Source organism: Streptomyces gilvus (assembly GCF_022513565.1).
GTDB classification, from domain to species: Bacteria; Actinomycetota; Actinomycetes; order Streptomycetales; family Streptomycetaceae; genus Streptomyces; species Streptomyces gilvus.
Genome location: NZ_JAKWBE010000011.1, coordinates 217,811 through 244,297, shown reverse-complemented (window position 1 = coordinate 244,297; position 26,487 = coordinate 217,811). Strand labels below are relative to the sequence as shown.

The following is a 26,487-nucleotide window of genomic DNA, read 5'->3' as shown; positions in this document are numbered from 1 at the left end:
CTACAGCTCCTTCTCGTACCAGGCCACGTCCCAGTAGCGGCCGAACTTCCGGCCCACCTCGCGGTACGTGCCGACGTACCGGAACCCGAAGCGTTCATGCAGCCGCGTGGACGCTTCGTTGGGCTGCGCGATGCCCGCGTAGGCGCGGTGCACGTCCTCGCCCGCCAGGTCCTCGAACAGGGCCTTGTAGAGCAGTGTGCCGATGCCGCGCCGGCCCGCGTGCGGGGCCACGTAGACGGTGACCTCCACCGAGGTCTCGTAGGCGGGCTTGGCGCGATAGGGGCTGGATGTGGCGTAGCCCAGAATTTCCTGTGTGTCCGCGTCTGCGGCAACCTTCAGGCGGTGCGGTCCGTCTTCAGGGTGGGAGAGCAGCCACGGGCGGCGCTCCTGAGCAGTGAAAACCGCGGTATCGAATGTGATGGACGTCTCACGGACGTAGTGGTTGTAGAGGTCGGTGAGGGCCTGGAGGTCCCCCTCGACTCCCGGCCTGACCTGCACCTCTCCACGTTCCGTCGGCATCCTGCCTCCTCGTGTGGCCGCACAGGGTACTGCATGATCAGAAAATTGGGGGGTCGGGTTGGGAATTCTGTCCGGTTTCCAGTCGTTGTTTCCATCAGATGCAGGGCACCCGACAAAGGTGCTGAGCGGTACTCGATGACGAGTGCCCGGCGTCTGAGAAGGACCAACACCCGCCAGCCCACCATCGCAAGGGAGCACGCATGGCAACCCGTGCCGTCGCCCGTCGTCAGTCCGCCACCGGCGAGACCGTCGACACGGCAAGCAGTGTTCGCGCACATGGCGGCGAGATCGCAGACCGCGACCTGGTCGGCATGTACCTCGACGAGATAGCGCGCACACCGCTGCTCGACGCCGCCAAGGAAGTCGAGCTGTCCCAGATCATCGAGGCGGGTGTGTTCGCGCGACAGGTTCTCGACGGGTACGAGGAGTCCAAGGCCGACGCCTCCCGCGAGGAGCTGGAAGCCCTGGTCGCCGAGGGGGAGCGGGCCAAGGACGTCTTCATCCGCTCCAACCTCCGCCTGGTCGTGGCCGTGGCGCGGCGCTACCCCCGCAGCGGCCTGCCCCTGCTGGACCTGATCCAGGAGGGCAACGCCGGGCTGGTCCGCGCGGTGGAGAAGTTCGACTACCGCAAGGGCTTCAAGTTCTCGACGTACGCGACCTGGTGGATCCGCCAGGCCATCACCCGCTCGATCGCCGACCAGTCCCGCACCATCCGGCTGCCCGTCCACCTGGTGGAGGAGCTGGGCCGGATCCGCCGGGTGCAGCGCGAGTTCAACCGGGAGAACGGCCGCGACCCGGAGCCGGCGGAGATCGCCGCCGAGCTCGGCTCGACACCGGAGCGCGTCTCCGACGTCCTGGACTGGGCCCGCGACCCGGTCTCGCTGAACATGGCGGTGGACGACGAGGGCGAGACCCAGTTCGGCGACCTGCTCGAGGACACCTCGGCGGTCTCCCCCGAGCAGTCGGTCCTGACCCTGCTCCGCAGCGAGGAACTGGACGACCTCATCGGCCGCCTGGACCCGCGCACGGCGTCCATCATCAAGATGCGGTACGGCATCGAGGACGGCCGTGAGCGCACGCTGACGGAGGTCGGCAAGGAGCACGGCCTCACCCGCGAGCGCATCCGCCAGATCGAGAAGCACGCCCTGCTGGAACTGAAGAAGCTGGCCCGCGACACGGGCTTCGAGGCGGCGGCGTAGGTCGAGGCGGGGGCCGCGGCCGCTGCGGGGATTCCGGGCGCGACGGGGACTGCGTGCGCGGCCGGATTCCGTGCGCGACGGGGTTCGGAGCGCGACGGGGACTGCGTGCGCGGTCGGGGGTTCCGTGCGCGATGGGGTTCCGAGTGCCGCAGGCGTCTGTGCGCGACGGGGTTTGCTGGGCCACGAGGGTTCCGTTGTGCGCGACGGGTTCCGTGCGCGACGGGGTTCCGAGCGCGACAGGGACTGCTGCGCCACGGAGGTTCCGTTGCGCGCGACGGGGATCGCGTGCGCCACGGGGTTCCTTTCGTCACCGGGTTCCCGTGCGCCACGGAGGGGCGCTCGGCGGGCGGCGGTCGGAGGACCGCGTGCGCCGGGTGGCTCAAGACCGCGCAAAGCTGGCGGAGTCAGGCCGCTTCAACAGCTCAGCTCGCGGGAACAAGACTTCAGGGCACGGGAGTTCGACCCCGTAGCCGTGAGGCGGCTGTTCCGGCCGCACCAAAGAACCAAGTCCCGACGCAACACCCCCCCGGCGCCGGGACCTTCCCAAGCCGGGCTCCGGCGCCCTCCCCCCGGGCGCCGGAGCCCGGCTCTTTCGCACCCCGAGTGGAGGGGAGCGGGGGAGGCGTAGCTGTTGGACGGGGGCCGCCTGGAGTGCGGGCGACGGGCGCGGGCATGCTGGGAGGCGGGGCACCCCGGACCTGAACCCCGGGGTGGCCCGCCGAATGGCAGATTGTGCCACATTCGGCATAGCCCGCCGGCGTGGGCAGCCCCGCCCCGAACTCCCGTGGAACCTCCTCGCAGGCCCCCGCCACCCTCACCCAACGGCGCAAGGCGGCCACCAGGATGGAGATCGCCCGAGCGGCGGCCGGACTGTTCGTGAGACAGGGCCTGCGCGCCACCCGCGCCGAGGACATCGCCCAGGCAGCCGGGGTCGCGCCGCGCACGTTCTACCGCTACTTCGCGACCAAGGAGGAGGCCGTCGCCCCCCTCTACGCGGCGGGCGCCCACCGCTGGGTGGAGGCGGTCGCCGAGGCCCCCGCCCACCTCTCCGTCCCCCCAGGCTCTCGAACACTCGGCCCGCCACACCTTCACCTCGGGCGCGGGCGTGTCCGTGTCCTCCTGGGAGCTGGTTCGCACCCTCATCCGCCTCACCGACACGAGCCCGGCCCTGGGGAAGGCCTGGGCGGAGGTCTGCCAGGACTCGGAGGGCAGGCTGGGGGAGGTGCAGGCGAGGAGGCTCGACGCCTTGGACAACGTTGGCACGGCTTCCGGTGCGTCCTCGCGAGTGCGGTGCGCGGCGGCGGTGGCCGGTGCCGCGGTGCGGGTGGCCGTGGAGGCGTGGGCGGCGAGCGACGCCCCGACCGCGGGCCCGAACGGCCCGGCGGCGATGGCACTGAGAAACCTCGACGCGCTACGGGACTTCCCGTGGAGGGAGTCCACGGAGTCCACGGAGGAGCCCGACTAGGGCTCGGGGGTTGGCAGGTCAGCCTGCCGCCCTCAGCAACCGTCCCCCCAACTCCCGTACGCACTCCACGAGTTCCGCAGGCTCCCGGACCCTGAACTCAAGACCCGTCAGGACCAGCCGGACCGCCGTCCACTCCATCGCGTCGCTCACCGTGGCCCGCAGTCGGCAGGACCCCGAGTCCAGCGGTTCCGGTGTGCCGAGCCACGTCGGCAGCTTGGCCGCGGCGAGCTCCGCGGGCGCGGCGAAGGTGACCTCGAAGTCGTAGGACTCCTGCTGCCGTTGCATGGAGCGGCGCAGATACTCGGCCGCGCTCCCCGTCGGCAGCTCCCGCGGAGCGAACCGCGCGCCGGTTGCGAACGGCTCGCTCACCCGGTCGACCCGGAAGGTCCGCCAGTCGGCGCGATCGAGGTCGTACGCCACGAGGTACCACCGCCGCCCCGCCGAGACGAGCCGGTACGGCTCCGTCACCCGCCGCGTCTCGGTGCCGTCCTTCGCCCGGTAGGCGAACCGCAGCCGCTCCCGCCCGGCCACCGTGGACGCCATCACGGTCAGCGTCTCGGGCGCGATGCTCGCCCCGTCCCCGCTGGTCAGCGGCGTGGTCGCGGCCTGGAGCGTGGAGACGCGGTGCCGCAGACGGGAGGGCAGCACCTGTTCCAGCTTGGCCAGCGCCCGTACGGACGCCTCGTCCACCCCCTCCAGCGCGTGCCCGGCGCCGGCGCGCAGACCGACCGCGATGGCCACCGCCTCCTCGTCGTCGAGCACGAGCGGCGGCATCGCCTTGCCGGCGATCAGCCGGTAGCCGCCGTCCGCACCCATCGTGGCCTGCACGGGATAGCCCAGGTCGCGCAGCCGTTCGATGTCGCGCCGTACCGTGCGCCGGGAGACCCCGAGCCGGTCGGCGAGCTCGCCGCCGGGCCATTCGCGGGGCGTCTGGAGGAGGGAGAGGAGCTGCAGCAGCCGTGCCGGGGTGTCCGTCGTCATGAGTTCGAGGATGCCGTACAACTAGGACATGATCTGACCTACAGGGGGCCTAGCTTCAAGGTATGACCTCCACCGAAACACCTGACGTGAGTACGGCCGCCACGGCCGGCACGGCCGTCGTCACGGACCGGCGTCGCTGGTTCGCGCTCGCGATCGTGATGACCGCGGCCTTCATGGACCTTGTCGACGTCACCATCGTCAACATCGCGATCCCCTCCATCCAGCGGGACGCGGGTGCGTCGTTCAGCCAGATCCAGTGGATAACGGCCGGCTACGCACTGGCGTTCGCCGCCGGGCTGATCACGGGCGGTCGGCTGGGTGACATTCACGGCCGTAAACGACTGTTCCTGGTCGGTATCGGTGGTTTCACGCTCGCCTCGGCGCTGTGCGGCTTCGCCGCGAACCCGGAGATGCTGGTCGCCTCACGGATCATGCAGGGCGGCATGGCGGCGATGATGGTGCCGCAGGTCCTCTCGATCGTGCACGCGACCTTCCCGGCCCATGAGCGGGGCAAGGTGTTCGGTCTGTTCGGCGCGGTCGTCGGTCTGGGCGCCGTGACCGGCCCGCTGCTCGGCGCCCTGCTGACCGAGTGGAACCTGTTCGGCCTCGAATGGCGGCCCATCTTCCTCATCAACCTGCCCGTCGGCATCGCGGGGCTCGTCCTCGGCAGCCGCTTCATCACCGAGTCCAGGGCCCCGCGCGCGCTGAGGCTGGACCTCGTCGGCGTCGCGCTGGTGACACTGGGCCTGCTGATGCTGCTCTACCCGCTGACCCGTGGCCGCGAGCTGGGCTGGCCGCTGTGGGGGTACGGCTCGATGGCCGGCGCGGTCGTGGTGTTCGGGGCGCTGGTGGCGTACGAGCGCCGGAAGGCGGCACGGGACGGTTCGCCGCTGATCGAACTCTCCCTGTTCCGGGTGAAGAGCTTCGCGGCGGGGATCGCGGTGCAGACGGTCTTCGGGGTCGCGCTCGGTGTGTTCTTCCTGGTGTGGACGCTGTACATGCAGATCGGCCTGGGCTGGAGCCCGCTGCGGGCGGGGCTGACCGGCGTGCCCTTCTCGATCGCCGTCTCCGCGGCGGCGGGGCTGTCCGTGCAGCAACTGGTCCCACGGTTCGGCCGCAAGGTGCTCCAGGCGGGCGCGCTGCTGACGGCCCTGGGCGTGCTGCTCTACATCGCCGAGTCCGACCGGTACGGCCTCGGCATCGCCTCCTGGCAGATGGCTCTTCCGCTGGTGGTGATGGGCGTCGGCATGGGCCTGATCGTCGCCCCGCTGACGGACGCGGTGCTGTCGGAGGTGCCGCGCGAGCACGCGGGTTCGGCGTCGGGTCTGATCAACACGGTCCAGCAGATGGGGAACGCGCTCGGCCTGGGACTCGTGTCGGTGGTCTTCTTCGGTGAGATCGGCGACCGGCTGACCCGCGCCCAGGTCGGCCCGGCCTTCGTGAACGCCTTCCAGCACGCGCTGGTGTGGGTGGCGGTGGTCTTGGGGCTGATCTTCATCCTGATGTTCGCGCTGCCCAAGCGGCCGGCGCAGCATGGGGAGGGGGCGGAGGGTACGGATGGCGTCGTCGCCGGTGTTGAGGGGGATGACGGTGCCGGGCATACGTCGGGGCAGGCGGGGGAGCAGAAGCCGTCCCTGGTCGGGTGAGAGAGGGGTATCCCCCCGGGTCGGATCGGTCGTCAGGGCCCGTCCTCGCATCGCGGGGGCGGGCCTTCGCCGTGCCTGCCCGCGAACCCGCGACGCCCGTATGTGTCCGACTGATGCCCGAACCTGTTTACTTTCCGGAAATCCGGGCGTAGCCTCCCGACTGAAGCCACAAGTTCGGGCATCAACCGGAAACGGTCGGACATCGGGTCGCCGGGGTCGCCGGGATCATCGGGTAACTCGGACCGGTCTCGGACCAGAACACGACCGGAACACGACCGGCCGGACTCGGACGGACTCGGACCGGAGGGGAACGGACATGTACGCACCGGAGCGGCAGCAGGAGATCCTCCGGCTCGCCCGTGACGGCGGCCGGGTGGACGTCGTGTCGCTGGCCGAGGAGTTCCAGGTGACGGCGGAGACGATCCGCCGCGACCTGAAGGCCCTCGACCGCGCCGGCCTCGTCCGCCGTGTGCACGGCGGTGCCATCCCGGCCGGACGTCTCGACTTCGAACCGGACCTCGCCGAACGCGAGGGCACCTCCACCGACGAGAAGGACCGCATCGCCAAGGCCGCCGTCGCGGAACTGCCGACCGAGGGCACCCTGATCCTCGACGCCGGTACGACGGTGGCCCGCCTCGCGGCCGCCCTCCCGCTGGAGTCGTCCCTCACCGTCGTCACCCACAGCCTCCCCATCGCGGCCCGCCTCGCGGACCATCCCGGCATCCAGCTCCATCTGGTCGGGGGGCGCGTACGGCACCGTACGCGCGCCGCCGTGGACGCCTGGGCGCTGCGGGCCTATGGCGAGATCCGAGCGGACGTCCTCTTCGTCGCGGCCAACGGTTTCTCCGCCGACCACGGCCTGACCACCCCCGACCTCGCCGAGGCCGCCGTCAAGCGCGCGGCCGTCGCCGCCGCCCGCCGCGTGGTGCTGCTCGCCGACTCCTCCAAGCACGGCCAGGAGCACTTCGCCCGCTTCGGCGACCTGAGCGACGTGGACCTGCTGATCACCGACAGCGGGCTGAGCCAGGACGACGCCGACGCCATCGAGCGCGGCGGCACGGAAGTAGTGCGCGCATGATCCTCACGGTCACCCCCAACCCCTCCCTCGACCGCACCTACGAGGTCCCCTCCCTGGTGCGCGGCGAGGTCATCCGCGCGAGCGGTGAGCGCATGGACCCGGGCGGCAAGGGCGTGAACGTCTCGCGTGCCGTCGCGGCCGCCGGGCAGCGCACGGTCGCCGTCCTGCCCCTGGGGGGTGCGCCGGGAGCGCTCGTCGCGGACCTGCTCGACGCGCAGGGCATCGAGGTCGCGCCGGTCCCCGTCGCCGGAGCCACCCGTTCCAACATCGCGCTCGCGGAGGCGGACGGGGTACTGACCAAGATCAACGCGCCCGGTCCGGAGCTGTCCGCGGAGGAGCAGGAACTGCTCCTGGAGACGGTGCGCGCGCAGTCCCGGGACGCGGACTGGATCGCCTGTTGCGGCAGCCTTCCGCGCGGGCTCGCGCCCGCCTGGTACGCCGACGTCGTCGCGCGGGCGCACGCGGGGGGCGCGCGGATCGCCCTGGACACCTCGGGGCGCGCGCTCCTGGAGGCGCTGCGCGAGCGGCCCGACGTGGTGAAGCCGAACGCCGAGGAACTCGCGGAAGCCGTCGGACGACCCCTGGCGACGGTGGGTGACGCGGTGAAGGCGGCCGAGGAGCTGCGCGAGATGGGCGCGCGCGCCGTGCTCGCGAGCCTGGGCGCCGACGGGCAGCTGCTCGTGGACGGCGCGGGCGCCTGGTTCGGCAGCGCGCGCGTGGACGCCGTCCGCAGCAACGTGGGCGCCGGCGACTCGTCCCTGGCCGGCTTCCTGATCGCCGGCGGCAGCGGCCCGGAGGCCCTCGCCTCGGCGGTGGCCCACGGCGCGGCGGCCGTCCAGCTGCCGGGCAGCGTCATGCCGACCCCGTCCGACCTGAACCCGGCGGCGGTCACGGTGACGACAGAAGTGCCGATGGACCGCGCGCTGACGGAGCCGGTGTCATGAGCCGTCGTACGACGTCCGCCGCCGCGTTCCCCGATCCGGCTCGCGAACGGAGAAGCTCCCCTCCGGCTCTCGAACGGCGAGGCTCCCCGTTACTCGCCACCGAGATCCTCCCCACCCCCCATGAGACCCCCGTCCCCACCCCCGCCCACCCCACTCCCCGGGCGATACGCGTGCTAAGGAGCCCGCGATGAGCGACATGATCACCGCGGACCTGGTCGACCTCGACCTGTCCGCCGACACCAAGGAAGCGGCGGCGCGTGCCCTCGCCGAGCGCATGGTGGCCCTGGGCCGGGTGACCGACCTGGAGGGTTTCCTCGCCGACGTGGCCGCCCGCGAGGCGCAGATGCCGACCGGCCTCGACGGCGGCATCGGCATCCCGCACTGCCGCAGCGAGCACGTCACCGAGCCGACGCTCGCCTTCGGGCGCAGCGCCGCCGGTGTCGACTTCGGCGCGCCGGACGGCCCCGCCGACCTGATCTTCCTGATCGCCGCGCCGGCCGGTGCCGACGACGCCCACCTGACGATCCTGTCGTCCTTGGCCCGCCAGCTGATGAACGCCCAGTTCACCGGCGCGCTGCGATCGGCGGAGGACGCGGCGACCGCGGCGGCACTGATCCGCGGGGATGCGGCGGCGGGCGGCGAGGGTGCGCGCGGCGAGCGTACGGGCGCCGAGGGCGCAGATGCCGATGGTGCGGGTACCGAGGGTGCGCGCGGCGCGCACGGGGGCGCATCCGCGGGCGTGGGCAGCGCGTCGGAGGGCGTGGGCAGCCCCGGTGAGGGCGCGCAGGGCGCCGCGGGCGCCGCTCAGGGCGCCTCCACAGACTCCGTGGCGTCGTCGGTGGCGGCCTCCGCCGACGCCGCCACGGACAGCACGGCCCCGGCGCCGGGCGCGAGCGTCGAGGACGCCTCCGCCCCGGCGTCGGACGCCCCCTCCGCCGACGAGCGCCCCTTCCGCATCGTCGCGGTCACCTCCTGCCCGACCGGCATCGCCCACACCTACATGGCGGCCGAGTCGCTGGAGAACGCGGGCCGCGAGGCGGGCGTCGAACTCGTCGTCGAGACCCAGGGCTCGGCGGGCTTCACCCGGCTCGACCCGGCCGTCATCGCGGCCGCGGACGGCGTGATCTTCGCCCACGACGTGCCCGTACGCGAGAAGGAGCGCTTCGCCGGGAAGCCGACCGTCGACGTCGGCGTGAAGGCCGGCATCAACCGCCCCGGCGAGCTGATCTCCGAGGTGCGCGGGAAGGCGGCGCGCGGTGAGGTGACCGCGGGCGCCCCCGCGGGCAGGGGCACGCCGGTCGAGCGCGCCGGCGAAGCCGGTGAGGGGTACGGCACCAAGCTGCGCAAGTGGCTGATGTCCGGCGTGAGTTACATGGTCCCGTTCGTCGCGGCGGGCGGTCTGCTGATCGCCCTCGGCTTCGCGATCGGTGGCTACGAGATCAAGACGGCGCCGTCGGTGATGGACCACTTCGTGTGGACCCAGGCGGACAGCTGGGCGGCCCTGCTCTTCCAGATCGGCGGCGTCGCCTTCGGCTTCCTCGTCCCGGTCCTGGCCGGCTACATCGCCTACGGCATGGCCGACCGGCCGGGTCTCGTCCCCGGGTTCGTGGGCGGCATGATCGCGTCCACGATCAACGCGGGCTTCCTCGGCGGCCTGGTCGCCGGTCTGCTCGCCGGCGGCGTGGTGATGGCGATCCAGCGGATCAACATCCCGGCGGTGCTGCGCGGCATCATGCCGGTGGTGGTGATCCCGCTGATCTCCTCGGCGATCGTCGGGTTCCTGATGTTCGTCGTCGTGGGCAAGCCCATCGCCTCCGCCCAGAAGGGCATGACCGACTGGCTGAACAGCCTCTCCGGCTCCAACGCCATCCTGCTCGGCGCCCTGCTCGGCCTGATGATGTGCTTCGACCTCGGCGGACCCGTCAACAAGGTCGCGTACACCTTCGCCACCGCCGGCATCGCGGTCTCCAGCCCGAGCGACTCCGCCATGAAGATCATGGCCGCGGTCATGGCCGCCGGCATGGTCCCCCCGCTCGCGATGGCCCTGGCCACGACGGTCCGCGGCAAGCTCTTCACCGAGACCGAGCGCGAGAACGGCAAGGCCGCCTGGGTCCTCGGCGCCTCCTTCATCTCCGAGGGCGCGATCCCGTTCGCCGCGGCCGACCCGCTGCGCGTCATCCCCTCCTCCATGGTGGGCGGCGCGATCACCGGCGCCCTGTCGATGGCGTTCAGCGCCACCCTGCGCGCCCCGCACGGCGGCATCTTCGTGGTCCCGCTGATCGGCAACCCCTTCCTCTACCTGATCGCCATCGCGGTCGGCGTGTGTGTCACGACCGCCCTGGTCGTGGTCCTGAAGGGGATGCGCAAGCCGGCGCCCGGCACCGTGAGCCCCGGCACCGCCGCCGACCCGGCCACGGCGACGACCGAGGTGAAGCAGCCGGTGGCGGCGTAACCGGCGCCCCGCACTCCGTGTGGCGATCGGCCGTGGTCCCGCGAGAGGGACCACGGCCGACCGCATGTCCCTTTAGGGCACTGTGAGTTGTTGATGACGCCTAAGAGGCAAGTGCGGCACCTGTGGCACCTGCGAGATTCGTCACGGTCCGGGCTCAAAGTCCCGGACCGTGGTGTCTACTGGGCTCATGCCCGATGAGCACGTCTCGATCCTCCAGTCGCTGGGCGTGGCCCTGCTGGCCCTCGCCACCGTCGTCTGGGGCTTCGGCCTGGTCCGCCTCCTGCGTCGCTTCCGCTCCGGAGCCGACCTGTGGGGCGCGAACGACACCCTGCACGGCCTCCCGCCCCAGCGTCAGACCGGCCCCCACCTGGAGGCCGTCGAACTGACCCCCGCGGAGCGAGACGCCTTCGCCGGTCTCGTACGCCGGCTCAACGACGGCTACTGAGGCGCGAGCACCGGCCTGGCGCTGAAGCGCGGACATCGGCCTGGCGCTGAGGAGCCTGCCGGGGCCGTGCGCCCCGCTTCGGCGTCGTCGGCGCCGGGGCTCAGGAGACCCGCGCCGCGCGCCGCTCCATGGCGTCCCGGGCCGCGTCCTCGGTGACGTACACCTCGCACATGTGCCGCCCGTCCGGCGTCGCCGTGTGCTCGACCTCCCAGAGGGAGACCTCCGCGCCGTCGCGCAGCAGGAACGCGTGCTCGTAGAGCGAGAAGCACAGCCCGGCACGGCCCGCTCGGCACGGGCGTCCGAAGGCCTGCGTGATCTGGTGGGCGAACGCCGTGGCCAGTAACGCCGCCGTCTCCGCACCCGGCCGGTCCGCGTTCTCCGCACGGCGCAGCAGCCGGCGCGCGTGGTCCGCCGAGTCGTCCGGCAGGTACGCGTGCCGGGGCGCGGGGACCGGCGACAGCTGCACGGTCACCGGCAGCTCGAAGTCCGGCGCGTCCGAGGGCAGCGGCAGACGGGTGGTGGCGGTGCGGACCTCCTCCTCGTCCACATACACCTCGTGCTGCGTGACGCTGCCCGGCGCGGTGTTGTGCACGAGCTCCCACAGGGTGAGCGCCGACCCGTCGGCGAGCAGCCAGGTGTGCCGGTACGTCTCCCGGTGCAGGCCCGAACTGTGGTGCGCCGAATGCAGCGAAGTGTCGTACGCCAGCGCGCAGTCGAGGCGCCGTATGGTGTCGTCCGGCAACTCGAAGGAGTTCAGGGCACGACCGAGGAGCCGCTCGAGCTGCTCCTCCGGAGACTCGGGCGACTCGGGTGGTTCGTACGCAGTGGTCTCGTACGGAACGCTCAAGGTTTCTCCCGGCGTTGCTGCATGTCACCTTGTGGGTGCATACCGTAGCCCCTCGGCCGGACGTCATGTCCGGGAACCGAGAAAACGTACGCCGGGAAAACGCGCGGGCCGTGCCAGAAGTTCCCGCCGGACCCGATGATCCGTCAAAATCCGCCGCTCAGAGGCCGTTTACGGCGATCAAGAGGGCGCACGCCATCGGTGGCGCTCCGCCCGCACGTCCCGGGCGCCCGTCCCCCTCTCTCACTCGCCCCCGTACAACTCCTCGTACGACGGCCACACTCCGCCCGGCCCGTCCACCGACCGGGCGGCGCGCACGGCACGCACGATCGCGCGCGTCACCAGGTCCGCACCGGCCGCGAGGATCGCGTTCAGCGCGAGGGGATTCCCGGCGTCGAGCCGGTGCGCCCCCGTGGCCAGGGCGAAGACCGTGTCGCCGTCGTGCAGCATGTGCACCGGCCGCACGGCCCGTGCGATGCCGTCGTGCGCCGTGCCGGCCAGCTTCTGCGCCTGCGCTTTCGACAGGTCCGCGTCGGTGGCGACCACGGCGAGGGTGGTGTTCAGCGGAGGGCGCCCGTTCTTCGCCGCGGCCTCGGCGAGGCGTCGGCGCGAGGCCTCGTGGACGTGCGCCTCCGGATGGTTCACGCGCCCCGAGAACAACTCCCCGTACAGCGCGCCCGTTTCCGGATCCATCACCGACCCCACCGCGTTGACCACCACCAGCGCACCCACCGTGACCCCGGAGTCCAGCATGGTGCTCGCGCTGCCCACCCCACCCTTCATCGGCCCGGCGGCGGCTCCCGTGCCGGCCCCCACGCACCCTTCCGGCACGCTCGCGCCGACCGCGCTCGCCGCCGCGGCCTCCACCGCGGCCCGCCCGCTGGCGGCGTCGGGCCTGGCCCGGAAGTCACCGCCCCGCCCCAGGTCGAAGACGCAGGCTGCGGGCACCACCGGCACGACGTGAGAGGGGTCCGCTCCGACCCGGACGCCGCGTCCCTGCTCCTCCAGCCACGCCATCACCCCGGACGCCGCGTCGAGCCCGTAGGCGCTGCCGCCGGTCAGCACGATCGCGTCGACCTTCTGCACGAGGTTGCGCGGGTCGAGGGCGTCGGTCTCCTTGGTGCCCGGGCCGCCGCCCCGGACGTCCACGGCGGCGACGGCGCCGCCCTCCGGGGCGAGGACGACCGTGGTGCCGGTGAGCCAACCGCCGCCGGTGCGCGTCGTGTGCCCCACCCGCAGCCCGGCGACGTCGGTCAAAGCGTCAACTGTCATGGAGTCAGTCTCGCCCGCACCACCGCCCCAGCGCGTCCACGTCAGCCGACGGGACTCGTCACCTGCTCCCCGCTCTTTCGGACGCGCCGGAGGAGCCCGCGCACGGAGTCGAACCGGATGTCATACGTCCAGGCACACCGGACAAAGGCTCCTCGCTTTCAGGGCCGTACCCTGGAGACATGACCTCTGCCCCCGAGCCGCGCTCCCCGAAGCCCTCGCTGATCTTCGACGATCCGCTGGACCAGCAGTCCTCGGACGACACGGACCGCGGCTGGGGCGAGCGGCCGGGCGGCGACGGTGACTCGGCGGCCGATCTCAAGCGCTTCCTCGACGAGAAGCCGCCCCACCACCTCTGAGCCGCCGCTACCGCCCGCCGTACCCGGAGCCGCGCTGCGCGACCAGGGCGTCGCGGATCTCCTTGAGCACCTCCAGCTCCGTCACCTCCATGACCTCCTGCGTGCCCTCCCGGGCCTTCTTCCGGGCCTCGTGCCGCGCCAGGTACTTCGACATCGGCAGCACCATCAGGAAGTAGACGACCGCCGCGGTGATCACGAAGGTGAGGGTCGCGCCGAGGACGGAGCCCCACATGATCGGGATACCGCTCTTGACCGTGCCGTCCGCGGCGACTTTGCAGGGAGCCTGCAGACACGAGCTGTAGCTGTCGAGGCTCTTCGTCCCGATCGCCCCGACCACCGGGTTGATGATCCCCTTCACCACCGAGCTGACGATATTGGTGAACGCGGCACCGATGACGACCGCCACTGCCAGGTCGACCACGTTCCCGCGCATCAGGAAGGCCTTGAAGCCCTGCCAGACGGTCGGTTCCTTCTTCTCGCTCACCGCGGGGCCTCTCCTCGCACGCACAGGGTGTGGAACAAACAGCTCCGCAACCTACGTCAACGCTGGGCCGTCCTGCCCAACGGGGTCGTTCGACGGAAGGACTTGCCAGGAAGGCGCGCATAAAACGGGCGTCGGCGCTCAGCACAGTGTCACCGCCAGCCGCTCCGTGGCGCTCGCCCCGGCGAGGCGTGCCGCGGTGGTACGGGGAACGGACAGCACGATCAGCGCGCCGCCGCCTGTCAGCGCGCCGCCGTCGGTCGTGCTCTCCGAGGGGGCCGGCGGTTCCGGCACCTTCGTCACCCGAGCCCCGCGCGCCACCACGCGCGCGTCACCACCCGTGGCCGTCTCCTGGGCGGCGATGACGTCCACCCGGTCGCCGGGCCGCAGCAGCCGGACCGTGGCCGCGTCCGCGATGCGCACCGGCGCGGCCACCATCTCTACGGCAGGGCGTTTCGGCACGGGATCCGCCACCGGATGCCCGCGTGCGCCGTCACCGGCCCGTGGTCCCGCGGCCACCAGTGCGGCAGCGGTGACGGCGAGGCCGGCCGCCACGGCCCGCCTGCGGCTCCGCACGAGCCGTCGCAGTTGTTGGCACCCGCCACGCACCCGTACCGGAGCGAAATGCGGGACTTCGCACAGGGCGGGAGCGTCGGAGCCCGGCGGGCGTGGAGAAGAAGGGGAGAAGGGCGGGGTCGGAAGGGACATGGGAGATCACCACCTGCGTCGGAGAACCGGCTTGCAGGCCCACGATGAGGCTTCGAGCCGATCTCTGCCGCAGCCGGTGGACTACCGACGAGTTGTGGACAACTCCCTCACCCGAACGGGGACTTCCGCTCGGCCGGATCTCCCGCCGCTCGGTCGAACCCCCTGCCGCTCGGTCGGATCTCCCGCCGCTCGGTCGGACCCCCTGTCGCTCGGTCGGATCTCCCGCCGCTCGGTCGAACCCCCTGTCGCTCGGCCGGATCTCCCGCCGCTCGGTCGGACCCCCTGTCGCTCGGCCGGATCTCCCGCCGCTCGGCGGACCTTCCGCCCGGCGCCGCGTCACGGCAGCTCGAAGCCCGGATCCATCCCGCCCAGCGCCGTCGTGCACAGGCAGTTCCGGTCCTCGTTCGCCGGCAGGGCGGCCACGGCGTCGAAGAGGACACCCCGCAGCCGGTCGACGTTCGCCGCGAACACCCGCAGCACCTCGTCGTGCGAGACGCCCTCGCCGGTCTCGGCACCGGCGTCGAGATCGGTCACCAGGGTCATCGACGTGTAGCACAGCTCCAGTTCACGGGCGAGCGCCGCCTCCGGATGGCCGGTCATGCCCACCACCGACCAGCCCTGCGCCTGGTGCCACAACGATTCCGCACGGGTCGAGAAGCGCGGCCCCTCGACCACGACCAGCGTGCCGCCGTCCACCGGCTCCCAGTCCCGGCCCCGCGCGGCCTTCAAGGCCGCGCCCCGTCCCACCGGGCAGTACGGGTCCGCGAGGGACACGTGCACAACATTGGGGACGGCGCCGCCGGGCAGCGGCAGCCCGTCGAAGTACGTCACCACCCGGGACTTCGTCCGGTCGACCAGCTGGTCCGGCACCAGCAGCGTGCCGGGCCCGTACTCGGGGCGCAGACCGCCCACCGCGCAGGGCCCCAGGACCTGCCGCACGCCCAGGGACCGCAGGGCCCACAGGTTGGCCCGGTAGTTGATCCGGTGAGGCGGCAGATGGTGGCCGCGTCCGTGCCGGGGCAGGAAGGCGACGCGCCGCCCGGCGACCTCGCCGAGGAAGAGGGAGTCGCTGGGAGGGCCGTACGGGGTGTCCACCCGGACCTCGGTCACGTCGTCGAGGAACGAGTAGAAGCCCGAGCCGCCGATTACACCGATCTCTGCGTTCGCCATGGCCAGCACAGTATCCGTCCCCGGCGGGGCACGGAGAACCGCCCGCGAACGCCGCGGACCGCCCGCGAACGCCAAGGACCCTGCCGTCGTACGACGGCAGGGTCCCGGAAGCGGAGCCTAGGCGGCGGAGCTGCTGCTGGAGGAGGTGCCGGTGCCCGAGGACTTCGAGTCCGAGGACGACGTGGACGACGACGTGGACGACGACGAGGTCGAGGTCGAGGTCGCCGGCTTGGACGACGACGGCGAGCTGCTCGACGAGGAGCCGCGGCTGTCGTTGCGGTAGAAGCCCGAGCCCTTGAAGACAATGCCGACCGCGGAGAACACCTTCTTCAGGCGGCCACCGCAGTTGGGGCACTCGGTCAGAGCGTCGTCGGTGAACTTCTGCACCGCCTCGAGGCCCTCGCCGCACTCGGTGCACTGGTACTGGTAGGTCGGCACTGTCTTCCTCCTGGCACTCTCACTCAATGAGTGCTAACGAGGGTCCATAGTGACGTATTCCTGAGGATCAGTCCACCGTCACCGGCACGCGGTGACCGACGCCACGTGCGACGGTCCGGCCGCGGGGGTGCGCCGAGAGCCTGGACCGCAGTGCCAGGAGGGTCGCCAGCGCGAGCACTGTACCGGCCATCGGCACCAGGAACCCCGCTCCGTCCCAGAAGCGGTCCTCGAGCTGCCCGGCGACCGTGACGGCGGCCGCCTGGCCGAGCGCCACGGCACCGGTCAGCCAGGTGAACGCCTCGGTGCGGGCGCCGGCCGGAACCAGCCCCTCGACCAGGGTGTAACCGGTGATCAGCGCGGGCGCGACGCACATGCCGACCAGCAGGCCGAGGCCGGCCAGGACGAACAGGGAGTGCGCGGCCCACAGGCCGGAGGCCACCAGGGCGAGCGCGCCGTAGCCCACGACGAGACGGCGTTGCGGGGCGGTCTTCCACGCGACGGCGCCGCAGACGATGCCGGAGAGCATGTTGCCCGCGGCGAAGACGCCGTACAGCACGCCGTTCAGTCCGGGCTCCCCGATCGACTCGCTGAACGCGGCCAGCGACACCTGCATGCCGCCGAAGACGGAGCCGATGCCCAGGAAGGCCACCACCAGGACGCGCACTCCGGGCACCCGTAGAGCCGAGGCGTGCTCCACGCGTGCGTGCCCGGCGAGGGTGGTCGCCGGCTGGGTGCTCTTCTGCGCCGCGAACAGCAGTCCGCCGAGCAGGGTGAGCCCTGCCTCCGTCACCAGACCCGCGGCCGGGGTCACGGTGGTGCACAGGGCGGTGGCCAGCAGGGGACCGAACACGAAGGTGAGCTCGTCCGTGACGGACTCGAAGGCGGCCGCGGTGGTCATCAGGGGCGTGTCCTGCAGCTTCATGCCCCAGCGGGCGCGCACCATCGGGCCGATCTGCGGCACCGAGGCACCCGTCGGAACGGCCGCCGCGAACAGCGCCCACAGGGGCGCGTGGGCCAGCGCGAGGGCCGTCAGCGTCAGCCCCGCGAGCGAGTGCAGCAGCACGCCCGGGACGAGGACGGCGCGCTGCCCGTGGCGGTCGGCGAGCCGGCCGCTGTAGGGCGCGAACAGGGCCATGGAGACGCCGGTGACGGCCGCGGTGGCGCCCGCGGCGCCGTACGAGCCGGTGGTGTGCTGCACGAGCAGCACGATGGAGATGGTGAGCATCGCGAACGGCTGGCGCGCCGCGAAGCCGGGGAGCAAGAACGTCCAGGCGCCGCGGGTGCGCAGCAGCTGCCCGTACCCGGGGCGGGCCGGCGCCGCCGCGTTCCCGGACGGCTCGGTGGTGACCGTGGATGCCACGGCCCGTGCCTTTCTGCCGCCTGGTAGCGCGCCCGTGCGGGGGCGCCGAGAGCTGTCCTCTTGCGCGGAACTGCGGTAGATGCCGGTGTCCACTGCAAAGGACGGGCCGGCCGCCATACGGTCGCGCCAGCTCTGCGTCAGGCAGAGTTGGTTCGATCAGGGTGCGCCTTCATCGTACAGGGATCACCGTCTTGTCCGCCTGTGAAAACGAGCACCACGCGCGCGTACACCTGCGATTGGCGCCGGGGTGAACCATACGAAGCACGCCCTTAACGCCCCGGGGGGCGTTCAGCGCCCCGCGCCCGCCCCGTTCGTCCCCAGCCACCCGGCCAGCTTGCCGCCGTGGCCCACGGCGCGCAGCCGCCGTTCCGCGGCGTCGCGCACCGGATCCGTGGCGACGACCAGTAGTTCGTCGCCGCGCCGCAGCACCGTCGTCGGCATCGGAACAAACGATTTTCCTTCGCGGACGACGAGTGTGACGGCGGCTCCGGCCGGCAGGCGCAGCTCGTTGACCTCGACGCCGTGCATCTTCGAGCCCTCGGGGATCGCCACGGACAGCAGGTGCCCGCGCAGCCGCTCCAGAGGTGCGGACTCGATGCCGAGGTCCGCCGCCTCGCCGCCCTCGCCGAGGTTCAGCTTGCGGGCCAGCCACGGCAGGGTCGGCCCCTGGACGAGCGTGTAGACGGCGACGAGCACGAAGACGATGTTGAAGATGCGGCGGCTGGAGTCCACGCCCTGCACCATCGGGATCGTCGCCAGGATGATGGGCACGGCCCCGCGCAGCCCGGCCCACGACATCAGCGTCTGCTCCTGCCAGGGCACACGGAACGGCGACAGGCACAGCACGACGCTCAGCGGGCGCGCGACCATGGTCAGCGCCAGGCCGATGACGAGGGCGGGCACGACGTCGTCCCCGAGGTCGTGCGGGGTGACCAGCAGGCCGAGCAGGACGAACATGCCGATCTGGGCGATCCAGCCGAGCCCGTCGGCGAACCCGCGCGTGGCGGGCCAGTGCGGCAGTTTCGCGTTGCCCATCATCATCGCGGCGAGGTAGACCGCCAGGAAGCCGCTGCCGTGCGCCAGGGCGCCTCCGGCGTACGCCGTCACCGCGATCGCCATGACGGCGATCGGGTAGAGGCCGGAGGCGGGCAGTGCCACGTGCCGCAGTCCCCAGGATCCGAGCCAGCCCACCGCGAGACCGATGGCGGCGCCGATGGCGAGTTCGAGAGCTATCTCGCCCAGCAGCACGTACCAGTGCTCGACCGGGCCGGCCGTGGAGAACGCCACCACCAGGATGACCACGGGAGCGTCGTTGAAGCCGGACTCGGCCTCCAGCGTGCCCGTCACGCGCGCGGGCAGGGGAATCCTGCGCAGCACCGAGAAGACCGCCGCCGCGTCCGTCGAGGAGACGACCGCGCCGATGATGAGGGCCTGCCGCCACTCCAGCCCGACCAGGTAGTGGGCGGCCGCGGCCGTGACCCCCACGCTGACCGCGACTCCGGCCAGCGCCAGCGCGGAGGCGGCGGGCAGGGCCGGCCGGATCTCCTTCCACTTCGTGCCGAGACCGCCCTCGGCCAGGATCACCACGAGGGCCGCGTATCCGATGACCTGGGTGAGCGCGGCGTTGTCGAAGCGGATGTCGCCGATGCCGTCCTGGCCCATGAGGATCCCTATGGCCAGGTACACGAGCAGGCTGGGGAGCCCGCTGCGCGAGGAGATCCGGACCGCTGCCACGGCGACGAGCAGAACGAGCGAGCAGACGAGCAGTAGCTGGTTGAGGTGGTGGACAGTCAGCGGCCGTTCCCTTTCCCTGGCTCACACGCATCCCGCGTGGGAGCTCACGTACATGGGACACGAGGTCGTGGGACTCCGCATCCAAGTACTTCGTTACCTTACCTAACTCTTGACGATTTCTTGACGCTCCGCGAGGCAAGATCGAACGCCCGCCCGCGCTCGTTCCCGACACCGCGTCAAGGGGCTCAGGGCCCTGCGCCTATGGTTGCTCCAGCGCTCATTCAAAGTCACAGCCCGCCTGCCGCTCGCGTTAGGACAGCAAGGACAGCGATGCCCCCCAACATCACCGCCACAACGGGTGACAAGCCCGGCAAGTCCGGCAGGAAGAAGGGGCGCAAAGCCCGACTCATCGTGCTGGTACTGGTCTTGGCCCTCATCGCGGGCGTTGCCTACGGGGCGTACTGGTCCATCAGCACCGTGCGTGCGTCCTTCCCGCAGACGACGGGTTCGATAACACTCGACGGTCTGTCAGGACCCGTGGACGTCAAGCGCGACGGTTACGGCATTCCGCAGATCTACGCCTCCTCCGACGAGGACCTGTTCATGGCGCAGGGCTACGTCCAGGCGCAGGACCGGTTCTACGAGATGGACGTACGCCGCCACATGACCGCCGGGCGCCTGTCGGAGATGTTCGGCAAGAGCCAGGTCAAGAACGACGAGTTCCTGCGCACCCTGGGCTGGGACCGGGTGGCCCAGCAGGAGTACGACACCAAGCTGTCGGCCTCCACGAAGAAGTATCTCCGGGCCTACGCCAAGGGAGTCAACGCCTACCTGCGGGGCAAGGACGGCAAGGACATCTCCCTCGAGTACGCGGCCCTGGGCTTCACCAACGACTACAAGCCGCAGAAGTGGACCCCCGTCGACTCGCTCTCGTGGCTGAAGGCGATGGCCTGGGACCTGCGCGGCAACATGCAGGACGAGATCGACCGCGCCCTGATGACCAGCCGCCTCGGCCCCAAGCAGATCGCCGACCTGTACCCGGACTACCCGTACAGCCGCAACAAGGCGATCGTCCAGGAGGGCCAGTACAACGACCTCACCAAGGCGTTCGACCAGAACGGCAGCTCGTCGTCGAGCGGAACCTCCACGAGCGGAACCTCCACCAGCGGAACGTCGACCACCAGCGGAACCTCGACCGGCGGAACCTCCACAAGCGGCTCTGCGGGAGTTTCCGGCTCGACGGCGTCCTCGGCACTGCAGGGCCAGCTCTCGGGCCTCTACAAGGTCCTGGACGACGTTCCCGCCGCCGTTGGCGTGAACGGCCAGGGCATCGGATCCAACTCGTGGGTCGTCTCCGGGGCCCACACCATCACCGGCCACCCCCTGCTCGCCAACGACCCGCACCTGTCGGCCTCGCTGCCGTCCGTCTGGTACCAGATGGGCCTGCACTGCCGGACCGTCTCCAGCAAGTGCCAGTACGACGTCACCGGTTACACCTTCGCGGGCATGCCCGGCGTGATCATCGGCCACAACCAGGACATCGCCTGGGGCATGACCAACTCCGGCGTCGACGTCACCGACCTCTACCTGGAGAAGCTCACCGGCGACGGCTACCTGTACGACGGCACGGTGAAGCCCTTCAAGACCCGCACGGAGACCATCAAGGTCGCCGGCGGCGCCGCCAAGAAGATCGTCGTCCGCCAGACCGCCGACGGCATGCCGCTGCTGTCCGACCGGGACGACGAGCTCGTCAAGGTCGGCAAGAAGGCCACCGTCGACACCGCCGCACCCGACCGCGGCGACGGCTACGGCGTCGCGTTGCGCTGGACCGCGCTGGACCCGGGCACCTCCATGGACGCCGTCTTCGCCATGGACAAGGCCTCGAACTGGAGCGGCTTCCGTTCCGCCGCCGCACTGTTCGACGTGCCCTCGCAGAACCTGGTCTACGCCGACAAGGACAACATCGGCTACACGCTGCCCGGAAAGATCCCCACGCGCGCGAAGAAGGACGACGGCTCGATCCCCGCGCCGGGCTGGGACTCCGGCTACAAGTGGACCGGGTTCATCCCCGAGAAGGCGCTGCCCTACGAGTACAACCCGAAGCGCGGCTACATCGTCACCGCCAACCAGGCGGTGATCGACCCGGACAAGTACCCCTACACGCTCACCACGGACTGGGGGTACGGCACCCGCAGTCAGCGCATCACCGACCTGATCGAGTCGAAGATCAAGGACGGCGGCAAGATCTCCACGGACGACATGCGCCAGATGCAGCTCGACAACAGCAGCGAGATCGCCAAGCTGCTCGTGCCCAAGCTGCTGAAGATCGACATCAAGGACAGGGACACCAGCGGGGCGAAGGCCGTCCGCGAGGCGCAGGACCTTCTGGAGGGCTGGGACTACACCCAGGACGCCGACTCGGCCGCGGCCGCCTACTTCAACGCCGTCTGGCGCAACATCCTCAAGCTCGCCTTCGGCAACAAGCTGCCCAAGGAACTGCGCGTCAAGGGCCAGTGCCTGTGGGTCGACCCGGTCAACACCACCGGCCCCGCGGACGCGACCAACAAGGTCCGCGAGTGCGGCCAGCGCGACGCCGACCAGGCGCAGCCGGACGGCGGCGACCGCTGGTTCGAGGTCGTGCGCAACCTGATGAACGACCCGAAGAGCGACTGGTGGACCACGCCCAAGTCGCTCACCCGGCCGGGGGCGCAGAACAACCGTGACGACCTGTTCAAGCGCGCCATGATCGACGCCCGCTGGGAGCTCACCGCCAAGCTGGGCAAGGACATCGACACCTGGAGCTGGGGCCGGCTGCACCGCCTGTTCCTGAAGAACCAGACCCTCGGCACCGACGGCCCCAGCATCCTGAAGTACGTCCTCAACCGCGGCCCCTGGAAGCTCAGCGGCGGCGAGGCGACCGTCAACGCCACCGGGTGGAACGCGGCCGGCGGATACGGCGTCGTGTGGGTCCCGTCGATGCGCATGGTGGTCAACCTCGACGACCTCGACAAGTCGAAGTGGATCAACCTCACGGGAGCCTCCGGGCACGCCTTCAGCGCCCACTACACCGACCAGACCGGCAAGTGGGCCGACGGCGAACTCCTCGACTGGAACTTCTCCGACAAGGCCGTGGACAAGAACACGAGCGACACGCTGGTGCTGAAGCCATGAGGCCGAGCCTCCGGCGGTGAGTCACGGAAACGGGTCCTTCACGCGTGCGTGGAGGACCCCTTTCCGTGTGCGCGGCGGTTCACGCGCCGCTGCGGAAGCGGCGTACGCCCGACGGTGTCACCACGGCGTGCACCGGCCGGTCGTGCGCCTCGGCCGGAACGCGCTCGACGACCTCCGAGTCGTACAGCAGCACCACCAGCGCCGGATGCGCGCCCGCGCCCTCCAGACGAGCGAGGACGCGGTCGTACGACCCTCCGCCGCGCCCCAGCCGCATCCCGCGCGCGTCGACCGCCAGCCCCGGCAACAGCACCACGTCGGCTCCGGCCACGGCGTCCGGGCCGAGACGCTCGCCGGTCGGCTCGAAGAGGGCCATCTTCCCGCCGCGTTGGACCCGCGCCAGGGAGCCCTCGCCGCTGTACGCGCCCCAGTCCAGGTCGTTGTCCGGCAGCAGCGCCGGGAGCAGGACCCGCACGCCCCGCGCGCACAGCGCGTCCAGGAGCGCGAGGGTGCCGGGCTCGCTCCCCACGGAGACGTACGCCGCCACCGTGCGCGCCCGCGCCAGTTCGGGCAGCTCGAGGGCGCGGGCGGCGAGCGCCCCGGCGGCCTCTCGCACGTCATCCGCCGTCAACCTGTTTCTCACCGCGAGGAACTCTCGCCGCAACATTCGCTTGTCAGGCTCGGCCGAACGTCCGGTGTGGCTCACTGATCGCACCCCGTACCCTTCCAATCCGCTCATATGAGAGCCAATTAACCGGAGCCGCGGATTCCCCGCAAAGGCACCGGATAAGGTTGCGGGCATGACTCAGTCCCACCCCAGGATCACCAAGGCTGTCATTCCCGCAGCCGGCCTCGGCACCCGGTTCCTGCCGGCCACCAAGGCCACTCCCAAGGAGATGCTGCCGGTCGTCGACAAGCCCGCGATCCAGTACGTGGTCGAGGAGGCCGTGGCCGCGGGCCTCGACGACGTCCTCATGGTCACCGGCCGCAACAAGCGCCCGCTCGAGGACCACTTCGACCGCAACTACGAGCTGGAGTCCGCCCTCCAGAAGAAGGGCGACGCCGGCCGGCTCGCCAAGGTCCAGGCCTCCAGCGACCTGGCCACCATGCACTACGTGCGGCAGGGCGACCCCAAGGGGCTGGGTCACGCCGTGCTGTGCGCCGCCCCGCACGTGGGCGAAGAACCCTTCGCCGTCCTGCTCGGCGACGACCTCATCGACCCGCGCGACCCCCTGCTCGCGCGCATGGTCGAGGTGCGGGAGCGGCACGGCGGCAGCGTCATCGCGCTCCTGGAGGTCGCGCCGGAGCAGATCCACCTCTACGGATGCGCGGCCGTGGAGACCACCGAGGACGGCGACGTCGTCAAGGTGACCGGAATGGTCGAGAAGCCCGACCCGGACGACGCCCCGTCGAACTACGCGGTCATCGGCCGCTACGTCCTCGACCCGCACATCTTCGAGATACTGCGCAAGACCGAGCCGGGCCGCGGCGGCGAGATCCAGCTCACCGACGCCCTCCAGCAGCTCGCGCAGGACGAGAAGGTCGGCGGCCCGGTGCACGGCGTGGTCTTCAAGGGCCGCCGCTATGACACCGGCGACCGCGGTGACTATCTGCGTGCCATTGTCAGACTCGCATGCGAACGTGAAGACCTGGGCCCGGACTTCCGGACCTGGCTTCGCAGTTACGTAGCCGAGGAGATGTAGCAACGTTGAGCAGCGCCGCGCCCCGCACCACCGGCCCGGACCACCTGTGGTCGGTGGACGAGCACCTGGAGGACGTCCTCACCACCGTCCGCCCCCTGGAACCCATCGAGCTGCAGCTCCTCGACGCCCAGGGCTGCGTCCTGGTCGAGGACGTCACGGTGCCGCTGTCACTGCCGCCGTTCGACAACAGCTCCATGGACGGGTACGCGGTACGGGTCGCGGATGTCGCGGGCGCGAGCGAGGAGTTCCCGGCGGTGCTGGACGTCGTCGGGGACGTCGCGGCGGGCCAGGCCGAGCTGCTCCACGTGGGCCCGGGCCAGGCCGCCCGCATCATGACCGGCGCCCCGCTGCCGCCCGGCGCCGAGACCGTCGTCCCCGTCGAATGGACCGACGGGGGCCTCGGCGAGGGCCCGGTCGCCGGGATGCGCGCCCGCAGCCTCGGCCCCGAGGGCGCCGAGGGGCACGTGCACGTGTACCGGTCCGCCGAGGCACGCGCACACGTGCGCGCCAAGGGCAGCGACGTCAAGGCCGGGGACCGGGCCCTCGAGGCCGGCACGGTCCTCGGGCCGCCGCAGATCGCCCTGCTCGCCGCCATCGGCCGCGGCACGGTCCGCGTGCGCCCGCGCCCGCGCGTGGTCGTCGTCTCCACCGGCAGCGAACTCGTCCAGCCCGACGAGGAACTGCGCAGCGGCCAGATCTACGACTCCAACAGCTTCGCCCTCACCGCCGCCGCCCGCGACGCCGGCGCCATCGCCTACCGCGTGGGCGCCGTCGCCGACGACGCCGAGACCCTGCGCGCCACCATCGAGGACCAACTCGTGCGCGCCGACCTCATGGTCACCACCGGCGGTGTGAGCGTCGGGGCGTACGACGTCGTGAAGGAAGCCCTGTCCCACGTCGGCGACGAGGACGAGGCGGGCGGCGGCGTCGAGTTCCGCAAGCTCGCCATGCAGCCCGGCAAACCCCAGGGCTTCGGCACCATCGGCCCCGACCACGTCCCGCTGCTCGCCCTCCCGGGCAACCCCGTCTCGTCGTACGTCTCCTTCGAGCTGTTCGTCCGCCCCGCGATCCGCACCCTGATGGGGCTCGACGACGTCCACCGGCCGCGCACCAGGGCCACGCTCACCACCGGCAAGGCGCTGACCTCGCCGAAGGGCCGCAGACAGTTCCTGCGGGGCACCTACGCCGACGGCTCCGTCAGCCCGGTCGGCGGCGCCGGTTCGCACCTGGTCGCGGCCCTCGCGCACGCCGACGCGCTGATCGTCGTACCCGAGGACGTGGAGTCCGTCGAACCCGGCAGCGAGGTCGAGGTCGTCCTGCTCGGCTGACCCACGCGCGCGTGGGCCGCTCAGGGGGACGGTCCTGCTCCGTCGTCCGCGCCGACTTGGCGTACCGTGTCGCGCACAGCAGGCCCACGCGCCGCACCGCGAGGGGCCCGGACCGGGAGCGTCACACACCATGACCGTGCCTTCCCGGGGGGAGACCCCCGGACCGTCTGTGCAGGACCGACTGACACACATCGACGAGGCGGGCGCCGCCCGCATGGTCGACGTGTCCGGCAAGGACGTGACCGCGCGCACCGCCCGCGCCAGCGGCCGGGTCCTCGTCTCACCGCGCGTGATCGAGTTGCTGCGCGGTGAGGGAGTACCCAAGGGAGACGCCCTCGCCACCGCGCGCATCGCCGGGATCATGGGCGCCAAGCGCACCCCGGATCTCATCCCGCTGTGCCATCCGTTGTCGGTGTCCGGTGTGAAACTGGACCTGTCGGTCGCGGACGACGCCGTGGAGATCCGGGCCACCGTGAAGACCACGGACCGCACGGGCGTCGAGATGGAGGCCCTCACCGCGGTCTCCGTCGCCGCGCTCACCGTGATCGACATGGTCAAGGCGGTCGACAAGGGAGCGGTCATCACGGACGTGCGCGTGGAGGAGAAGACGGGCGGCAAGTCGGGCCACTGGAGCCGGACATGACGCCCGAACCCGCGACCGGCGGCGCGCTGCGGGCCTCGTACAGCGCGCTCGTCGTCACGGCCTCCAACCGCGCCGCCGCCGGTGTCTACGAGGACAAGGGCGGCCCGCTGATCGCCGAGGGACTCAAGGGCTTCGGGTTCGCCGTCGGCGGCCCGCGGGTCGTCCCCGACGGGGACCCCGTGGAGGCCGCCCTGCGCGCGGGCGCCGAGGCCGGCTACGACGTGATCGTGACCACCGGCGGCACCGGCATATCGCCCACCGACCGCACTCCCGAGGCGACGCGCAGGGTGATCGACTACGAGGTGCCGGGCATCGCGGAGGCCGTCAGGGCGTTCGGACGGGAGAAGGTGCCGACCGCCGCGCTCTCCCGGGGTCTGGCCGGGGTCGCGGGACGCACGCTGATCGTCAACCTGCCGGGTTCCACCGGCGGGGTCCGGGACGGACTGGCCGTCCTGGAACCCCTGCTGGTCCACGCCGTCGACCAGATCCGGGGCGGCGACCACCCCAGACCCGGCTCCACCAGTGGGGGTGCGAGCTGAACAGCCCATCCTGG

22 protein-coding genes and 2 pseudogenes are annotated in these 26,487 nt (G+C 71.5%); 13 read left to right on the top strand and 11 right to left on the bottom strand.

The features are described from left to right. A complete protein-coding gene (locus tag MKW14_RS19485; RefSeq protein ID WP_240863914.1) occupies positions 1-519 on the bottom strand; it encodes a GNAT family N-acetyltransferase in 519 nt (172 codons plus the stop codon). Between the two features lie 200 nt (positions 520-719). On the opposite strand from MKW14_RS19485, the gene MKW14_RS19480 reads away from it, so the two are divergent. Further along, on the top strand, positions 720-1,718 hold the full coding sequence (locus MKW14_RS19480; RefSeq protein WP_240863912.1) for a sigma-70 family RNA polymerase sigma factor: 999 nt from the start codon (positions 720-722) through the stop codon (positions 1,716-1,718). A gap of 843 nt (positions 1,719-2,561) precedes the next feature. Next, a pseudogene (locus MKW14_RS19475) lies at positions 2,562-3,183 on the top strand (TetR/AcrR family transcriptional regulator). Positions 3,184-3,201: 18 nt separating this feature from the next. On the opposite strand, the gene MKW14_RS19470 reads toward MKW14_RS19475, so the two are convergent. After that, positions 3,202-4,164 (bottom strand): helix-turn-helix transcriptional regulator, encoded by a 963-nt coding sequence (locus MKW14_RS19470; protein WP_240863909.1) that lies wholly within the window; start codon positions 4,162-4,164, stop codon positions 3,202-3,204. 62 nt (positions 4,165-4,226) lie between these two features. Between MKW14_RS19470 and MKW14_RS19465 the strand changes: the two genes are divergently transcribed. The 5 genes from MKW14_RS19465 (at position 4,227) to MKW14_RS19445 (ending at position 10,729) form a co-directional block, all read left to right on the top strand. Further along, positions 4,227-5,810 carry an MFS transporter gene (locus MKW14_RS19465; RefSeq protein WP_240863907.1) on the top strand — a complete coding sequence of 528 codons (1,584 nt, stop codon included), beginning with the start codon at positions 4,227-4,229 and terminating at the stop codon, positions 5,808-5,810. Between the two features lie 316 nt (positions 5,811-6,126). Then, the gene (locus MKW14_RS19460; protein ID WP_240863905.1) at positions 6,127-6,888 is read left to right on the top strand and encodes a DeoR/GlpR family DNA-binding transcription regulator; all 762 of its coding nucleotides are present in this window, start codon (positions 6,127-6,129) and stop codon (positions 6,886-6,888) included. After that, positions 6,885-7,832, top strand: a complete 948-nt coding sequence (pfkB, locus tag MKW14_RS19455) for a 1-phosphofructokinase (RefSeq protein WP_240863903.1) — start codon at positions 6,885-6,887, stop codon at positions 7,830-7,832. The genes MKW14_RS19460 and pfkB overlap by 4 nt, the downstream gene beginning before the upstream one ends. 187 nt (positions 7,833-8,019) lie before the next feature. Continuing rightward, the gene (locus tag MKW14_RS19450; RefSeq protein ID WP_240863901.1) at positions 8,020-10,284 is read left to right on the top strand and encodes a PTS fructose transporter subunit IIABC; all 2,265 of its coding nucleotides are present in this window, start codon (positions 8,020-8,022) and stop codon (positions 10,282-10,284) included. A gap of 187 nt (positions 10,285-10,471) precedes the next feature. Further along, a complete protein-coding gene (locus MKW14_RS19445) occupies positions 10,472-10,729 on the top strand; it encodes a hypothetical protein (RefSeq protein ID WP_240863898.1) in 258 nt (85 codons plus the stop codon). 100 nt (positions 10,730-10,829) lie between these two features. On the opposite strand, the gene MKW14_RS19440 is transcribed toward MKW14_RS19445, so the two are convergent. Beyond that, positions 10,830-11,576 carry a DUF6227 family protein gene (locus tag MKW14_RS19440; RefSeq protein WP_240863895.1) on the bottom strand — a complete coding sequence of 249 codons (747 nt, stop codon included), beginning with the start codon at positions 11,574-11,576 and terminating at the stop codon, positions 10,830-10,832. Positions 11,577-11,816: 240 nt separating this feature from the next. Beyond that, positions 11,817-12,845 (bottom strand): P1 family peptidase, encoded by a 1,029-nt coding sequence (locus MKW14_RS19435; protein ID WP_240863893.1) that lies wholly within the window; start codon positions 12,843-12,845, stop codon positions 11,817-11,819. A gap of 179 nt (positions 12,846-13,024) precedes the next feature. Between MKW14_RS19435 and MKW14_RS19430 the strand changes: the two genes are divergently transcribed. Then, positions 13,025-13,201, top strand: a complete 177-nt coding sequence (locus tag MKW14_RS19430; RefSeq protein ID WP_240863892.1) for a hypothetical protein — start codon at positions 13,025-13,027, stop codon at positions 13,199-13,201. Positions 13,202-13,208: 7 nt separating this feature from the next. On the opposite strand, the gene mscL is transcribed toward MKW14_RS19430, so the two are convergent. The 6 genes and pseudogenes from mscL to MKW14_RS19400 form a co-directional block, all read right to left on the bottom strand. Then, positions 13,209-13,685: a large conductance mechanosensitive channel protein MscL gene (gene mscL / locus MKW14_RS19425; RefSeq protein WP_240863890.1), complete on the bottom strand. Its 477-nt coding sequence runs from the start codon at positions 13,683-13,685 to the stop codon at positions 13,209-13,211. A gap of 138 nt (positions 13,686-13,823) precedes the next feature. Then, a complete protein-coding gene (locus MKW14_RS19420; protein ID WP_240863887.1) occupies positions 13,824-14,390 on the bottom strand; it encodes an RcpC/CpaB family pilus assembly protein in 567 nt (188 codons plus the stop codon). A gap of 336 nt (positions 14,391-14,726) precedes the next feature. Then, positions 14,727-15,560: an S-methyl-5'-thioadenosine phosphorylase gene (locus tag MKW14_RS19415; RefSeq protein WP_240863886.1), complete on the bottom strand. Its 834-nt coding sequence runs from the start codon at positions 15,558-15,560 to the stop codon at positions 14,727-14,729. A gap of 117 nt (positions 15,561-15,677) precedes the next feature. Beyond that, the gene (locus MKW14_RS19410) at positions 15,678-15,998 is read right to left on the bottom strand and encodes an FmdB family zinc ribbon protein (protein WP_240863885.1); all 321 of its coding nucleotides are present in this window, start codon (positions 15,996-15,998) and stop codon (positions 15,678-15,680) included. 67 nt (positions 15,999-16,065) lie between these two features. Further along, a complete protein-coding gene (locus MKW14_RS19405; RefSeq protein WP_240863883.1) occupies positions 16,066-17,358 on the bottom strand; it encodes an MFS transporter in 1,293 nt (430 codons plus the stop codon). A 288-nt stretch (positions 17,359-17,646) separates the two neighbouring features. Next, positions 17,647-19,183: pseudogene (locus tag MKW14_RS19400) on the bottom strand (potassium/proton antiporter). A gap of 239 nt (positions 19,184-19,422) precedes the next feature. Between MKW14_RS19400 and MKW14_RS19395 the strand changes: the two are divergent. Beyond that, the gene (locus MKW14_RS19395) at positions 19,423-22,263 is read left to right on the top strand and encodes a penicillin acylase family protein (RefSeq protein WP_240863881.1); all 2,841 of its coding nucleotides are present in this window, start codon (positions 19,423-19,425) and stop codon (positions 22,261-22,263) included. 79 nt (positions 22,264-22,342) lie between these two features. Here the strand turns inward: MKW14_RS19395 and MKW14_RS19390 are convergent, their stop codons facing one another. Further along, on the bottom strand, positions 22,343-22,927 hold the full coding sequence (locus tag MKW14_RS19390; RefSeq protein ID WP_240863879.1) for a 5-formyltetrahydrofolate cyclo-ligase: 585 nt from the start codon (positions 22,925-22,927) through the stop codon (positions 22,343-22,345). A 133-nt stretch (positions 22,928-23,060) separates the two neighbouring features. Here MKW14_RS19390 and galU point away from each other — a divergent pair, with 133 nt between their 5' ends. From galU to MKW14_RS19370, 4 genes are all read left to right on the top strand, one after another. Further along, positions 23,061-23,963 carry a UTP--glucose-1-phosphate uridylyltransferase GalU gene (gene galU / locus MKW14_RS19385; RefSeq protein ID WP_240863877.1) on the top strand — a complete coding sequence of 301 codons (903 nt, stop codon included), beginning with the start codon at positions 23,061-23,063 and terminating at the stop codon, positions 23,961-23,963. A 5-nt stretch (positions 23,964-23,968) separates the two neighbouring features. After that, entirely contained in the window at positions 23,969-25,291 is a 1,323-nt protein-coding gene (gene glp, locus MKW14_RS19380) for a molybdotransferase-like divisome protein Glp (RefSeq protein WP_240863874.1), read from the top strand. A gap of 130 nt (positions 25,292-25,421) precedes the next feature. Next, positions 25,422-25,934, top strand: a complete 513-nt coding sequence (gene moaC / locus MKW14_RS19375) for a cyclic pyranopterin monophosphate synthase MoaC (RefSeq protein ID WP_133045849.1) — start codon at positions 25,422-25,424, stop codon at positions 25,932-25,934. Further along, positions 25,931-26,473: a MogA/MoaB family molybdenum cofactor biosynthesis protein gene (locus MKW14_RS19370; RefSeq protein WP_240863873.1), complete on the top strand. Its 543-nt coding sequence runs from the start codon at positions 25,931-25,933 to the stop codon at positions 26,471-26,473. The genes moaC and MKW14_RS19370 overlap by 4 nt, the downstream gene beginning before the upstream one ends. Positions 26,474-26,487: the final 14 nt, after the last annotated feature.